15 protein-coding genes and 2 tRNA genes are annotated in these 14,844 nt (G+C 37.7%); 5 read left to right on the forward strand and 12 right to left on the reverse strand.

Translation table 11 applies throughout. The annotated features are described in order from the left end of the window. Nucleotides 1-381 precede the first annotated feature (381 nt). The 5 genes from gyrB (at nt 382) to METEV_RS06965 (ending at nt 6,902) form a co-directional block, all read left to right on the forward strand. Nucleotides 382-2,286 carry a DNA topoisomerase (ATP-hydrolyzing) subunit B gene (gene gyrB, locus METEV_RS06945; protein WP_013194817.1) on the forward strand — a complete coding sequence of 635 codons (1,905 nt, stop codon included), beginning with the start codon at nt 382-384 and terminating at the stop codon, nt 2,284-2,286. 25 nt (nt 2,287-2,311) lie between these two features. Continuing rightward, the gene (gyrA, locus tag METEV_RS06950; RefSeq protein ID WP_013194818.1) at nt 2,312-4,804 is read left to right on the forward strand and encodes a DNA gyrase subunit A; all 2,493 of its coding nucleotides are present in this window, start codon (nt 2,312-2,314) and stop codon (nt 4,802-4,804) included. Nucleotides 4,805-4,863: 59 nt separating this feature from the next. Continuing rightward, the gene (gene pdxS / locus METEV_RS06955; protein WP_013194819.1) at nt 4,864-5,760 is read left to right on the forward strand and encodes a pyridoxal 5'-phosphate synthase lyase subunit PdxS; all 897 of its coding nucleotides are present in this window, start codon (nt 4,864-4,866) and stop codon (nt 5,758-5,760) included. Nucleotides 5,761-5,799: 39 nt separating this feature from the next. Continuing rightward, the gene (gene pdxT, locus METEV_RS06960) at nt 5,800-6,393 is read left to right on the forward strand and encodes a pyridoxal 5'-phosphate synthase glutaminase subunit PdxT (RefSeq protein WP_013194820.1); all 594 of its coding nucleotides are present in this window, start codon (nt 5,800-5,802) and stop codon (nt 6,391-6,393) included. A 104-nt stretch (nt 6,394-6,497) separates the two neighbouring features. Further along, entirely contained in the window at nt 6,498-6,902 is a 405-nt protein-coding gene (locus METEV_RS06965) for a pyridoxamine 5'-phosphate oxidase family protein (protein ID WP_049891092.1), read from the forward strand. 54 nt (nt 6,903-6,956) lie between these two features. On the opposite strand, the gene METEV_RS06970 is transcribed toward METEV_RS06965, so the two are convergent. From METEV_RS06970 to METEV_RS07025, 12 genes are all read right to left on the reverse strand, one after another. Next, nucleotides 6,957-7,358 carry a 30S ribosomal protein S6e gene (locus tag METEV_RS06970; protein ID WP_013194822.1) on the reverse strand — a complete coding sequence of 134 codons (402 nt, stop codon included), beginning with the start codon at nt 7,356-7,358 and terminating at the stop codon, nt 6,957-6,959. Nucleotides 7,359-7,409: 51 nt separating this feature from the next. After that, entirely contained in the window at nt 7,410-9,182 is a 1,773-nt protein-coding gene (infB, locus tag METEV_RS06975; protein ID WP_013194823.1) for a translation initiation factor IF-2, read from the reverse strand. A 116-nt stretch (nt 9,183-9,298) separates the two neighbouring features. Next, on the reverse strand, nt 9,299-9,748 hold the full coding sequence (gene ndk / locus METEV_RS06980; RefSeq protein WP_013194824.1) for a nucleoside-diphosphate kinase: 450 nt from the start codon (nt 9,746-9,748) through the stop codon (nt 9,299-9,301). Between the two features lie 23 nt (nt 9,749-9,771). Further along, nucleotides 9,772-9,957 carry a 50S ribosomal protein L24e gene (locus METEV_RS06985; protein ID WP_013194825.1) on the reverse strand — a complete coding sequence of 62 codons (186 nt, stop codon included), beginning with the start codon at nt 9,955-9,957 and terminating at the stop codon, nt 9,772-9,774. 6 nt (nt 9,958-9,963) lie between these two features. Then, the gene (locus METEV_RS06990; protein WP_013194826.1) at nt 9,964-10,179 is read right to left on the reverse strand and encodes a 30S ribosomal protein S28e; all 216 of its coding nucleotides are present in this window, start codon (nt 10,177-10,179) and stop codon (nt 9,964-9,966) included. A 28-nt stretch (nt 10,180-10,207) separates the two neighbouring features. Continuing rightward, complete coding sequence (gene rpl7ae / locus METEV_RS06995; protein WP_013194827.1) at nt 10,208-10,561, reverse strand: 50S ribosomal protein L7Ae; 354 nt, start codon at nt 10,559-10,561, stop codon at nt 10,208-10,210. Between the two features lie 153 nt (nt 10,562-10,714). Next, the gene (locus tag METEV_RS07000; protein ID WP_013194828.1) at nt 10,715-11,584 is read right to left on the reverse strand and encodes a surface glycoprotein; all 870 of its coding nucleotides are present in this window, start codon (nt 11,582-11,584) and stop codon (nt 10,715-10,717) included. Nucleotides 11,585-11,677: 93 nt separating this feature from the next. Continuing rightward, a tRNA-Ile gene (locus METEV_RS07005) sits at nt 11,678-11,752 on the reverse strand. Between the two features lie 18 nt (nt 11,753-11,770). Beyond that, nucleotides 11,771-11,843 (reverse strand) — tRNA-Asn (locus METEV_RS07010). 109 nt (nt 11,844-11,952) lie between these two features. Then, nucleotides 11,953-12,966, reverse strand: a complete 1,014-nt coding sequence (amrS, locus tag METEV_RS07015; RefSeq protein ID WP_013194829.1) for an AmmeMemoRadiSam system radical SAM enzyme — start codon at nt 12,964-12,966, stop codon at nt 11,953-11,955. Between the two features lie 67 nt (nt 12,967-13,033). Next, nucleotides 13,034-13,906: a DUF7289 family protein gene (locus METEV_RS07020; protein WP_013194830.1), complete on the reverse strand. Its 873-nt coding sequence runs from the start codon at nt 13,904-13,906 to the stop codon at nt 13,034-13,036. Nucleotides 13,907-13,918: 12 nt separating this feature from the next. After that, on the reverse strand, nt 13,919-14,839 hold the full coding sequence (locus METEV_RS07025; protein ID WP_013194831.1) for a type IV pilin N-terminal domain-containing protein: 921 nt from the start codon (nt 14,837-14,839) through the stop codon (nt 13,919-13,921). Between the last annotated feature and the right edge of the window lie 5 nt (nt 14,840-14,844).

The following is a 14,844-nucleotide window of genomic DNA, read 5'->3' on the forward strand; positions in this document are numbered from 1 at the left end:
ATTTTATAATTATTTTATTTAAATGTTACGTTATGTATTAGACGGTATTCATCCCTGATGCTGAAGACATCAGGGTTTTCTACCTTCCGTTATTATAAAACATGTCACCCTTGAATTTGAATGTGAAAAATGCATTGAAAACGCTGAATACTTGTGTCCCGCTAAATGATTTAATCAGACAACTTTTAAACCAAATTTTATATAAACATTTATTAGTAATGAACGCATATATAGTTAAGTCTTGAAAGGCTAAAAAACAAAACCAGCCAAAATCAATATAAAATTTTTAATTCAATCTGGTTTATAAATGGTTTGATCAGATTTTTAACGTGAAAAATATTTTTAAAGACTATAATCCGATTTCCACGGAGATTTATTATTATGGCTGATAAACAGGTTTATGATTCAACTAATATCCAAGTCCTTGAAGGGCTAGAAGCTGTACGTAAACGTCCGAGTATGTATATCGGAAGCGTTGACAGCAGAGGGCTCCACCATCTCGTGTACGAGGTAGTGGACAACAGTATTGATGAAGCTCTTGCAGGTTACTGTTCTGAAATAAATACTATACTAAATTCTGACGGCAGTGTGACCCTTGAAGACGATGGTAGAGGTATACCAGTAGATACACATGCCAAATACAACAAATCTGCACTTGAAGTTGTAATGACACTACTTCATGCAGGAGGTAAATTCGATAAAAACAGCTACAAGGTTTCAGGAGGACTTCACGGAGTTGGTGTTTCCGTTGTAAACGGTCTTTCTGAATGGCTGGATGTTGAAGTAAAGCGTGATGATAAACGCTACTATCAACATTATGAAAAAGGTTATCCTAAAACAGAAGTACAGGTTCTTGGAGAATCCGAAGGTAATGGAACAAAATTTACATTCAAACCAGATTCAGAAATATTTGAGTCCACTGAATTTGATTATGATTCATTATCCACAAGATTAAGAGAACTTGCATTCCTGAACAAAGGTATAAAAATTACCATCAAAGATGAGCGTAGTGAAGAAGGGCAGGAAGATGTATTCCAGTATGATGGTGGTATTGTATCCTTCGTTAAACACCTGAATAAAAACAGGTCACCCATTCATGAAGAACCCATTTATTTTGAAGGAGAAAGTGATGGGACAATTGTTGAAATTTCCCTCCAGTACACTGACAGCTACGGTGAATATGTTTATTCATTTGCAAACAATATTAACACCCATGAGGGTGGAACTCATGTAATAGGTTTTAAAACCGCTCTTACGAGAGTGGCAAATGATTATATCAGGAAAAATGAAATTGAGAAAGGAAATGTAAGGCTAACAGGCGAGGATATCAGGGAAGGATTAACAGCCATTATAAGTGCAAAAATACCAGATCCACAATTTGAAGGGCAAACGAAAACCAGACTTGGCAACAGTGATGTTAAAGGTGTTGTGGAATCGTTGGTCACAGAAGAACTCTCCAGATATCTGGAAGAAAATCCCAAAATAGCAAACTCTATTATTAAAAAAGCACTGTCTGCAAAAAGAGCAAGAGAAGCTGCAAAAAGAGCGAGGGAACTTACAAGAAGAAAAAGCGCACTTGAGGTAAGTACACTTCCCGGTAAACTTGCAGACTGTTCAGAAACCGACCCATCAGTTTCAGAAATCTTTCTTGTAGAAGGAGATTCAGCCGGTGGTTCCGCAAAAATGGGGAGAGACCGCAGGTTTCAGGCTATATTGCCATTCCGAGGTAAGATTATAAATGTGGAAAAAGCCCGTCTTTCAAAAGTGTTGAAAAACAATGAAATATTGTCCCTGATTACTGCAATGGGTACAGGCATAGGCGAAGATTTTGATATCAACAAAGCACGTTATCACAAAGTTATCATTATGACGGATGCTGATGTAGATGGAGCACATATAAGGACGCTGATTTTAACTTTCTTCTTCCGCTACATGAATGAAATGGTTGACAATGGCTATGTATATATTGCACAGCCACCACTATACCGCATTAAAAAAGGTAAAAAAGAATTCTATATCCATACCGAAAAGGAAAAGAATGCAAAACTTAAAGAGCTTGGGGAAAAGGGCGTATCTATCCAGAGATATAAGGGTCTTGGTGAAATGAATCCAGAACAGTTATGGGCTACCACCATGAATCCAGAATCCCGCAAACTGACACAGGTAACAATGGAAGATGCTGCAGCAGCTGATGAGATGTTTTCCATACTTATGGGTGAAGAAGTAGAACCGCGACGTCAGTTTATTGAAAAACATGCAACAGAAGTTGTCAATCTTGATGTATGATTAATAAGATATGAGGTTATAATCAATGGCAGAAAACGATAATTATAACGATGACAACTCAGGAGAAATTGATGTTCAGGAAACTGATACCGGTGAAGACATCAGTCCCGTGTTAATCGAAGAGGAGATGAAAAAATCATACATCGATTATGCGATGAGTGTTATAGTAGGCAGGGCACTTCCTGATGCTCGTGACGGGTTAAAACCGGTTCACAGGCGTATCCTGTATTCCATGAAAGAAGCCGGAATTACCTATGACAAGCCGTACAAAAAGTCCGCACGTGTTGTTGGTGATGTGCTTGGTAAGTTCCACCCTCATGGTGATATGGCTGTCTACGACTCGCTTGTAAGAATGGTACAAGAATTCTCCATGCGCTACCCTTTGGTAGATGGTCAGGGTAATTTCGGTTCTATAGATGGTGATTCAGCAGCAGCAATGCGTTATACAGAAGTTCGCATGGAGAAAATTTCTGAAGAAATGCTTGTTGATATTGATAAGGAAACTGTACCGTTCCAGCCCAACTATGACGGAGCATTGACAGAACCCACTGTTCTTCCAGCCAAACTTCCAAACCTTATTGTCAATGGTTCTACAGGTATAGCAGTCGGAATGGCGACCAATATACCGCCTCATAATTTGAAAGAGGTAGCAGACGGATTATTGATGATGATTGACAATCCCGATGTATCAATACCAGAACTCAGAACTGCGATAAAAGGACCCGATTTCCCGACAGCAGGAACAATTCTTGGTACAGAAGGTATCAAATCCGCCTATGAAACCGGACGTGGTCGTATCAAAATACGCTCGGTTGCAGATATCGAGGAAATGAAAAACGACAAACATAGAATTGTTGTATCTGAATTACCCTACCAGGTTAACAAAGCAAACCTTATTGAAAGCATCGCATCCCTTGTAAGGGACAAAAAGATACAGGGTATTTCAGATCTTAGAGACGAATCCGACAGAGAAGGTATCCGAATTGTCATAGAACTGGCACGCAATACCAATCCGAATGTTATCCTCAATCAGTTATACAAACACACCCAGCTTCAGGTAACCTATGGTATCATCAATCTTGCACTGGTCGATGGTGTTCCCAAAGTACTGAACCTGTATGAGCTTCTGCAGATTTATCTTAATCACAGGATGGATGTTATCCAGAAACGCAGTCAATATCAGTTAAGAAAAGCAGAAGAAAGAGCCCATATCCTTGACGGATTAAAAATATGTCTTGGCAACCTTGATGAAGTTATATCATTCATTCGAAATTCAAAAACAACCCCTGAAGCAAAAGAAGGGTTGATAGAAAAATTCCAGCTTGATGAAGCACAGGCAAAAGCAATCCTTGATATGCGGTTGCAAAATTTAACCGCTATAGAGCAGGATAAAATCGAAAGTGAATATAACGAGCTGGTTGAAAAAATTGCTGACCTGAAAGAAATAATAGCAAGCGATTCCAGAAAATACAATATAATAAAAGATGAACTAACCGAACTGAAAGAAAACTATGCAGATGAAAGGCGTACTGATATACAATCATCAGATGAGGAACTCAGTGAAGAAGACCTCATACCAGAAGAAGATGTATTGATAACAATTACCAATAGTGGCTACATTAAACGTCTGCCTGTTACCACCTACTCCAAACAGCACCGTGGTGGTCGTGGAGTTGCGGGTATAAATGTCAAGGATGACGATTTTGTAGAAGATGTATTTGTAGCATCAACCCGTGATTATCTCCTTCTTTTCACAAATAAAGGTAGAGTTAACTGTAAAAAGGTTTATGAAATTCCACAGGGAAGCAAACAATCACGCGGTAAAGCGCTTGTCAATCTGTTTGAACTGGAAAATGATGAAGCAGTATCATCCATGATAACAGTAAAAGAGTTTTCAGATGACTGGAATCTATTGATGGCTACAAAATACGGAACTGTGAAAAAGACACCTTTATCAAGTTTCAAGACCCGTAAAAAATCCGGACTTATAGCTATCAATTTAAATGAGAATGATGAACTGGTAAACGTTATTTTAACCGATGGTCAAAATGACATAATTCTTGTTTCCAGTACAGGTAAAGCTATCCGTTTTGCAGAAACCAATGTACGACCCATGGGCAGAGCTGCACAGGGTGTACGGGGTATAAGGCTAAATCCAGATGATAGGATTATAAGTATGGATACTATATCTGATGATGAGAATGCAAAGCTTCTTACAATCACTCAAAACGGATATGGAAAACGTACCAAATTTGAAGAGTACCGGAGAATGAACAGAGGCGGACGTGGTGTTACCACCATACAAATGACACCCAGAAATGGTCCTGTGGTAAATGTCAAAACTGTTAGAGATGACGATGATATTGTTGTTACAAGCTATCAGGGTCTTGTCATACGTATACCTGTTAAAGATATCCGGGTACAGGGCAGGAATACACAGGGTGTTAAGATTATGAACATGAGAGAAAACGATAAAGTTATCGGGGTCGCAAGAATTAAAAAAGATGATGATAACTAAATAAACACCTTCAATAATTACTACAAATTACCATAATTCGATAACAAGGGTTGATTTTGATGGAAATAGAAAATTTAAGACATGGTACTGAATTGATAAAACGCGGGTTTGCCAAAATGCAAAAAGGTGGCGTGATAATGGATGTCACAACACCTGAACAGGCAGAAATTGCTGAAAGGGCAGGTGCAGTCGCTATAATGGCTCTTGAATCTGTACCTGCAGATATAAGAGAAGCTGGCGGTGTTGCCAGAATGGCAGACCCCGCGATTGTATCCCAGATTGTTGATTCAGTAACGATTCCGGTTATGGCTAAATCCCGGATTGGACATACGGTTGAAGCCGAAATTCTTGAATCAATCGGTGTTGATATGATTGATGAGTCAGAAGTTCTGACTCCAGCAGATACCAGATATCATATAGACAAAACCCAGTTTACAGTACCTTTTGTCTGTGGAGCCCGTAATCTCGGTGAAGCCCTGAGACGAATCAATGAAGGAGCTGCCATGATTCGCACAAAAGGTGAAGCCGGGACAGGAGATGTAAGCCAGGCAGTACATCACATGAAACAAATAATGGGTGAAATCCGAGAGTATTCTGGTAAATCTAAAGAAGAATTAATGATGGTTGCCAGAGATATTGAAGCACCTTATGAGCTTGTTGAGGAAACTGTAAACCTTGGAAGGCTTCCGGTTGTTAATTTTGCAGCAGGAGGCATAGCTACACCTGCCGATGCAGCACTTATGATGAAACTTGGTGCAGATGGTATCTTTGTAGGTTCTGGAATATTTAAGGCAGAAAACCCTGAAAAAATGGCAGGTGCAATTGTAGAAGCTGTAAACAATTATGACAACCCCACTAAACTCTATGAGATATCCAAGGGAATCGGGTCTGGTATGAGAGGTATCAGTACCGACACTATAGAAGAAGGGCAAATCCTTCAGTCCCGTGGATACTAAATATTTTATCCTTAATTTTTAGTTTAAGATGGTTTCAATATGCGTGTAGGTGTAGTTGCATTACAGGGTGATGTTTCCGAACATGTCGATGCTTTAAAAAAAGCTATTTCTGAACGCGGTGAAAAAGGAGAAGTTGTTACCATAAAGCATAGTGGTATTACCCCTACTTGTGATGCACTTATTTTACCGGGTGGTGAAAGTACAACACTCGGTCATCTCCTTGTTTATGAAGGGATAGCAGATGAAATTAAAAAAGCCGCATCAGATGGTGTTCCTATTATGGGTACCTGTGCCGGATTGATACTCATGGCAAAGAGTGGAGAAGGACAAGTACAAAAGACCCGTCAATATTTACTATCTATTATGGACACGACTGTTAATAGAAATGCATTCGGAAGGCAGAGAGAGTCATTTGAAACAAAACTTGATGTGTCAGTTTTTGATTCACCATACATTGCCATTTTTATTCGTGCTCCTGCAATTGTAAAATGTGGAGAAAGTGTGAAAACACTGGCAAAAATTGATGATTATGTTGTCGCCGCTGAACAGGGTAATCTGATGGCTCTTGCATTCCACCCTGAACTAACGGACGATTTAAGGTTTCATCACCATTTTCTGGATAAAATTTCTTAAAATTTACAATTAAATTCTGAAAATTCTTGACTATATTATTGAATTTTCCATATTAAATCCTTTTATATATGACCATTACCCTAATTATATTGGGTGATTCTAATATGGTTAAACTTGATGAGAAGATGAAAGAGGATTTTTCAAAAATCAAAATTTTCCCGTTTGCTACTGCATCTAAAGATGGTGTTCCAAATGTTGTTCCGATTGGATTCTGTAAATTAATGGATGATGAAACTATCTGGGTAGCAGATAATTATTTTGATAAAACACTTTCTAATTTACAGGAAAATCCGAAAGCATCCATTTTTGTATGGAATACAGAAACAAGCGGATGTTACCAGATAAAAGGAGATGTAGAAATAAAATCCAGTGGCGAAGATTACAACAGAATGTACAATATGGTTAAAGAAATGGGCGACAAATATCCTGCCAAACATCTTGTAGAAATGAAAATTACCAACGTATATGAATGTAAATCTGGTCCTGAAGCAGGGAAAAAATTACTGTAATTATAAAAGAGTGATTAAAATCTAAACCACTCTTAAAAACATTATTTCATATTTTTATTCTTCAGCAGCAGCTTCTTCTCCACCGCCGAGAATAGCATCAATTGATTTGTCACCGTATTCTACAACTTTTGTGTTTATCTGCACAGTGTCACTGGATATTTCCTTTCCACGAACAAATTTTCTTTTACGTTCACCTTTGGATTTAGGCTCATCACCTACTCCTCCAGACATCAGTATCCTGTGTCTTTTCGCACCAGGAAGGTCTCCCCTCATGGTAAAACCATCTTTATCATTCCCGCCGGTGATTTTTAATTTATAACCCGGAAGCCCTACCAGATTACCATCAAGTGTTTCACCTATTGATTTTCCAATAATATTATTTACCTCATCACCGGTAACATCAAATTGGTACGATTTTGTTTTCGGGTCTGAAACTACAACTTTAAAATTTGCCATTTTTATATACCTCCTTTTTAATTTTATTTTTAACCAGTTTTAAAACTTAAATTATTTTGCCCAGAATGGGTTATTTTTACGTTTGATTTCCAGAAAACTTTCAAGGGTTTCTATTTCATGATCTTTCAATGAATCATACAATTCATGTTCAAGTATTTTTGCATGTTTTTCTGGTACATCAATGTATAGCATTTCATTTTCTTTTATTTGCCTACCTACCACCGGTCCTTCTATCGCAACAGCTACTTCCATACCGACTTTTGCTTCGCCTACATTTTCTCCTTCAGATTGTATACCTTTGATTTTTCCTACAACCGTGCCGTCTTTTTTGGCTACATTAACATTGGTCTTTATAATTCCACCATTTACTTTGACACCTACAACGGCAGGTTTGCTCTGTCTAAACACGTAATCGGGTAAAATTGTAAATCTTCCGGGTTTGACTATCATTTCTGATATGGTGTTCTGGCTCAGAGCTTTCTTTTCTTCAACCCATTCTTTATAGTCATCAATCAATTTGTAGATAACATCATTAACAAACAGTTTAATATCTGAAAATTGAGCTTTTTCCTTTGCATCGGGTAAAACCTTGACATTGAAACCAATAATCACTGAATAATACTGGTCTTCAATAGCCGAAACTTCGATAATATCACGCTGTGATATATCACCAACTTCAGCTTTTCTAATTGGTATTTCCTCTTCAGCAAGTTCATTTGCAAGCGCTTCCAGTGAGCCAATGGTATCAGCTTTTATAGTTAGACCTGTATTTTCGGTTGATATTTTAATGTCTTCAAGTTCTTTTTTAACCTCATCAACCACCCTGTCAACATCCCCAGTAGCAGCTCTTATAGGAGAACCAGCAAGGACATTTTCAAGGTCTGGTGCTGAAACTTTAACACCTGTTGCCGCTGTAACCTCATTAACCTGTCTGAATTTATCTTCGGTTCGTATCTCAGATAGATAGTTCGGTTTCAAAAGAGCTCTGACTTTGGTCTTTATCGGTTCTCCTGAACTTCCTATAACAATGGTATCTCCTTTTCTTAATTTACCATCGTACAGGATGAGGTCTATGGTAGCACCAAGTCCTTTTTCTTCTTTAACTTCAAGAACAGTGCCTACACCGGGACCATCAGCATCATAACTAAGGTCTGATTCGAGGAATTTTTGTGCAAGACCCATAAGAACCATTAAAAGATCTGGTATCCCTTCACCCGTTGATGCGCTTATAGGCACAACACCAATATTCCTCTGGAAATCTGTTACCCTGTCATAACGGTTGGAATTGAAACCAGCCTCATAAAGTTCCCCGACGATTTCATACACTTTCTGATCGAGTATATCCTTTACACGCTGGCTCTGATTTTGGTATGTTGCTGAAAACGGTGCATCTTGTGTAGGGTTCCAGCCGTGTATTCTATCCATCTTGTTTGCAACCACTACAAAAGGAGTTTTAAACCTTTTTAAAATTTCAAGGCTCTCTTTTGTCTGAGGCATAAAGCCTTCATTGATATCAACGATAACAATAACAAGGTCAGCAAGTGCTCCTCCACGGCTTCTTAGTGATGTAAACGCATGATGCCCGGGGGTATCAATGAACAGCAATCCGGGTACAATGAATTTGTTGGCAAGGTTTGAATCCCCGCATTTTTTTGATATTAAATCGATGGGCACTTCTGTCGCACCGATATGCTGGGTAATCGCACCTGCTTCTCCAGAAGTTATAGTAGTACCACGTATTTTATCAAGTAATGTAGTTTTACCGTGGTCCACATGACCCATAACACTTACAATAGGAGTTCTTAAATTGGATTTTTCGTTCATAATTAACCCCTTCCTGGTATAGCGCCCGGCTAAAATTCCAAGATTAAAGTATAGTATTTACCTATACAAATATAAATCTAAAGAAAGAAAGGTAGGGTGATGAAGTGTTGTCGTTTTTATTCGTAAAGACACACTTCATCTATTCTGGAGTAGGTGGTAGTTTCTGATTCACTGAAATGGAGTGCTATTTCCTTTTCTGCAGTCTCTTTTGAATCAGAAGCGTGTACTACATTTCTCCCTGTTTCAATCGCGAAGTCTCCACGTATAGTTCCCGGCTGAGCTTCTATGGGTTTTGTAGCACCATTCATTGAACGCATTATTGTAATTGCATTCTCTCCTTCAACAATCATGGATACGGACGGACTTGAAGTGATGTATTCTACCAGTGGTTCAAAAAATGGCTTATCTGAGTGCTCTTTATAGTGTTCCCTTGCAGTCTCTTCATCTATCTGGTGCATCTTCATTGCGGTGATTTTTAAACCGCGTTTTTCAATTCTTGACACGATTTCACCGATAAGACCGCGCTGGACACCATCTGGTTTAACCATTACGTATGTCTGTTCCATTTAAACACCTACATACCACTTCATTATTTTTTGAGATAAATACGACCCTGTTCTGTCCAGATTGTACGCCTTGGAAGCCTTCCAAGATTGTAGTTACTCTGACATTTAGATGAACAGAAATAATAGGATGTTCCGTCCTTTCTTACATAGAGTTTTCCAGTGCCGGGTTCAAGCATTTCTCCACAGAATGAACATTTTCTTTGTTCCATTTACAATCACCTTGTTGTTAGTTTCTTTGCTTCTCTTGATGTTTCCATCAATACGATTATATCTCCAACCCGGACAGGTCCCATGCAATTACGGGTAATTACTCTTCCTTTGTCGCGTCCTTCCAGAATGCGACATTGAATTTGGCTGGCTTCTCCATGCATACCGGTGTTACCAATCACATCAATAACTTCGGCTGCATAGCCAGAATCTTCTTCTGCCATTTATGATTCCCCTTGTAGCTTTTTTAAATTATTTTAATGATTCAACTTTTTCAGCAATATCTTTTATGATTTCGTTTCCTTTGCCAGAATCAGTAATAGCAACGGAAGAACAGCCAACTTCAAGTCCACATGCTGAACCAAGTTCTTTTTGCTGGGATACGAATATGTATGGAATGCTTTTCTCTTCGCACAGTGGTGGTAGGTGAGCAATTATTTCTTCAGGGTCTATATCTTCAGCAATCACTGCAAGTTTAGATGTACCTCTCTCCACTGCTTTCGTGGACTCATTTGTTCCTTTTTTGATTTTTCCGGTGTCTCTTGCTAACTCTACCGCTTCAAGTGCTTTATTTTGTAATTCTTCTGGTACGTCAAACTTTTTCATGTTTTTATCTCCTTCAAAATTATGATATTAAATCATAATTTTTCATTATTCATCGTTTGCTTTTGACTGTATTGACTGTATATTGACTGTAATATTTACAGCTTAAGTGCTGGCTATGAATTGTGACTTTTAGTTAAATATTTTACGCTATAATCATGGCTGGGTTTGATTGGTGTTATTCATACTGGAATGTGGTTGTGGTTCACTTATAACACTCATTAAATTACCTTCAACCACTACTTTTGTAACGTCGCCTTCTGTAGTAGTATTAAATTCCACTCCACGTTCTGTACTATTTGCTTCAAGCTGGGATATATTATCTATAGTACTGTTAGAAGGATTCAGATAAACTATGTTGCGCTGGTAATTATTATTTCCGAGTTTACTGATTCCCAGATAATACTGGTCAGCAAAATCATTAGGTATATCCTGTACTACTTGTATTTCTGCATCAGGATTGCTATAACTTATAATCCTGTCAAATTTATCAGTGTTTTCAGAATCCTTTGAGAGTACATCAATAACATCCTTAACCTTTTCTTCACTACCAAGTATTGTCGGGTTTCCTATCACATTATATATCCCATTACTACGACCCAAAAGTTGATAGCCGTTGTATGATTTGGATGTGTACTGGAAAGCGACAATTTCTGGTGTGAATGTATGTAACTGGAACTGGGAACCATTGTAATTTGCAGAGTAGGTCTTTGTGATGTTTGCATTATACATACCCTGCGGAGCAGTCCTATTTAGATTAATTAAGTTTTCAATGGGTGTGCCTTTTATTTTTGATATATCAAAGTACTGTGCTGATACTACCCCCTCAGGTGTCATTTTCAGTGCATCATCTATAGAATTAAATTTATGGTCAACGTGTTTTCCAGATACCGATTCAAACCCCGGTGCGTTGGTCTGATCCTCTGGATTATTTTCTTCCGGTTGGCTGGAGCCACTGAAAAGGTAAGGAATAACCGACCCAACCATGATGAACGCCAGAAATATAGCTATAAGTTTTTGTTTCATCAGAAATCTCCTGTATTTTTACTTGTTATATAATTGTTTGATTTAGTAATCCTACATCCCCATATATAAGAGTTATTTATCAAAAAAACCAAATGGGCCCAACCGGATTCGAACCGGTGGTCACGCGGTTATGAGCCGAGCGCTTTAACCAGACTAAGCTATGGGCCCTGTAAAATAGAGTAATGACGCCGCCAACAGGACTCGAACCTGTGACAACTCGGTTAACAGCCGAGCACTCTACCAGCTAAGTTATGGCGGCTCTTTGTGTTTTCAGTATGCTTATCGTGCTGCGAACATTCCTAATGTATTACTCTAACTTAAATCTTTTGCTCTTTCAGTTTTTTCTAATGTGTTTAAAAAATGTATTATTAGAGAAAACCGGTAACCACTGGAATGTTTTCTCCACAATACATGCATTCGTTGTTATTGCTTATATTATACTGTTCTACACCCATGCCCCGTTTGATCAACATCTTTCCACAATTTGGACAGAATGTATTAACCTGTCTATGCATAACGTTTCCAAGATATACGTACTTTATACCTTCTTCAATCGCTGTATTATATGCCTTTTCAAGAGTTTCAATTGGTGTGGGCTGATAATCCTTCATTTTATAAAGAGGCTGGAATCGCGAAAAATGAACCGGAGTATCAACACCCACATTATCAACAACCCATTTTGAAAACTGCTGGATTTCTTCGCGTGTATCATTAAGTTCTGGTATAACCAGATAGGTTACCTCTACATGTATTCCAAGTTCTTTAGCAAGTTTTGTAGATTCCAGAACAGGCTGGAGTTTTGCACTTGCAATGTCTTTATAAAATTCTTCGTTAAAAGCCTTTATATCCACACTGTAGGCATCAAGATATGGTGATATCATTTTCAATGCTTCAGGTGTAATATAGCCGTTTGTTACATAGACAGTGGATAATCCATTTTCTTTGGCAAGTTTTGCAGAATCATAGGTGTATTCAAACCAGATAGCTGGTTCATTGTAGGTCCATGATATGCTGTCTGCGTTATAACTTAATGCACGGTCAATTGCCTGTTCAGGTGTTATTTCGATAGTCTGGGATGTATCAAGTTCACACTGGGATATTACCCAGTTTTGACAGTGTTTACATCTGAAATTGCACCCTATTGTACCAAGCGAGTAAGATAACGATCCCGGATAAAAATGATACAGTGGCTTTTTTTCAATCGAATCAATAGCTTCACTGGATACAACATTGTAATTCAGAGCATAAAGTGTCCCGTTTTGGTTTTCCCTTACCTGGCAAAATCCTTTTTTACCGGGTGCTATTGTGCACCGGTGGCTGCAAATTTTACATTGTACTTTGTTATCGTCAAGTTTGTCATAGAGCATGACTTCTTTATTCAATTCTAATCCCCCTATTGTTAATGATTAGTTTTAATCCTACTAAAAAGTTGAGTCTGAACAAACTTTATTATCGTGTATTTAAAAGAGGGGTAAGTCTTGCTATAAATGAATCATTTGTTACTGTCAGGTCTATTTTATTGTTCGTTGAGTTTACTGTAAAGTTGACAGTATTCCTGTTAGTATTTTTTAATTTATAATTAATATTATATGTTAGCCCTTCTGATTTTGCAGTAGTATTAAAATACTGTTTCCATGCACCCGGATAAGCGGAACTAACAACTACAGAAACCTGTGTTAAATTATTATCTTGGTATAATGTATGTGAAAAACTTGATTTTGATATTAACTGTACTTCTTCTATATTATTGCTGCTAATGGTGTTTGTACCCCCTTTAATACATACAGCGTTTATATCCAAACTTACGTTAGCTTTATTCTGAAGGGTGATTTGAGGAGACAGTTTTATAACCGACCTGTTATCCTGTGCAACAATCAATGCTCCATTTTCGTATCCAAAAACCTTGTCTACGTAATAGTTGTTGTTGGAGCGGTAACTGATAGAACCTAAATAATTACTGCTGTTGTATATTTCTCCAGAACTATTACTGGCTTTAACAGTCAGATAATAATTATAATCGTTTACTGCAAGCGTACCACTGGATTTTCCAGGTGCTACAATTGGTATCTCACCACCACCCATTTTCACAGGAACACTTATACTTGTGTTCTGGCTGTCAACAACAGATAGAAGATCAATACTTGATTTCAAATCCGACATGTCATTGAGTACACCCGTCATATGAGAATATTCTGCATCTGTTTTCCATTCGGGTATATAACTGACATTTATAATAGTAGCTACTGTAACAATAAGTCCAAGTATCAGTACCGCTGAAACAACTGTGGAAATTGCAGTGTCAGAATTTGTTAAGGATTTCATGTCGGATTTGCCTCACTCTTCTTTGAAATAGAAAACTTTAGAACTGTTATCATCAAAAATTAATTTTATAATTATATAATTATCAACATCGGGAACCGTATCATCATACACAAAAGTAGTATCTTTAATATCTGATTCTTTTATTTTTACCTTTACAACGTGTGTGTTACCGCTATGTTTAACTTTCTCTGGCGAGCTATCTCCATTAATTTTTTTATTGCCTTTTCCTGTTATACTGATATCACTATAATTTCCTTGACCCTCCACCTTAATACCGTTATCTTGGATTTTTAATTCTGTATTTTCCTTTGTAACATTAAATTCAAAAATTAAATCAATAGGAGAATTCCCTTCTCCTTCTCCTGTTTTATTTACCTCTACAGTTCCATCAACATATTCAACATAGTAGGCATCTTCCTTGCTATCTTCAGGCGGTTCAATTGGTTCTCCCGCAAAGCCTTCTGAAATATCTTCACCAAGCAATACACCGTTTTCAATCACGATATTTGATTTTGTATGAACGATTGTGGATTCCACATAATCATTTTGCTTAATATCCTCATTCCATTTACTTGAAGTTTTGATAGATATTACATCTCCCAACCGCCATGTGTTTTTATTGTAGATTGAACCAATACCATCAGAGGCGATTTCCTTCCTTGTACTGTTGTTAAGGCTTATGATAATCTTCATATCTTTTGTATCGACAACTTCGCCACCGCTGTGCCTGAGATTTATAACATCTGATTCAACATTCACCCAGCCGTCCACATCAACATGGGGTTTTTCGGTAATATCAAGATATGAAAATGCAAAGACGGACAGTACAGAAAAAGCAAGAACAACAATCGCTGTCATCAATATTTCACCTACAACTTCGGTAACTGCATCCGAGTTTTCAAATAAAGGCTTTAGATTTTTTTGCATTTTCATATCAT

The sequence above is a fragment of the Methanohalobium evestigatum Z-7303 genome, assembly GCF_000196655.1.
Taxonomy (GTDB): Archaea; Halobacteriota; Methanosarcinia; order Methanosarcinales; family Methanosarcinaceae; genus Methanohalobium; species Methanohalobium evestigatum.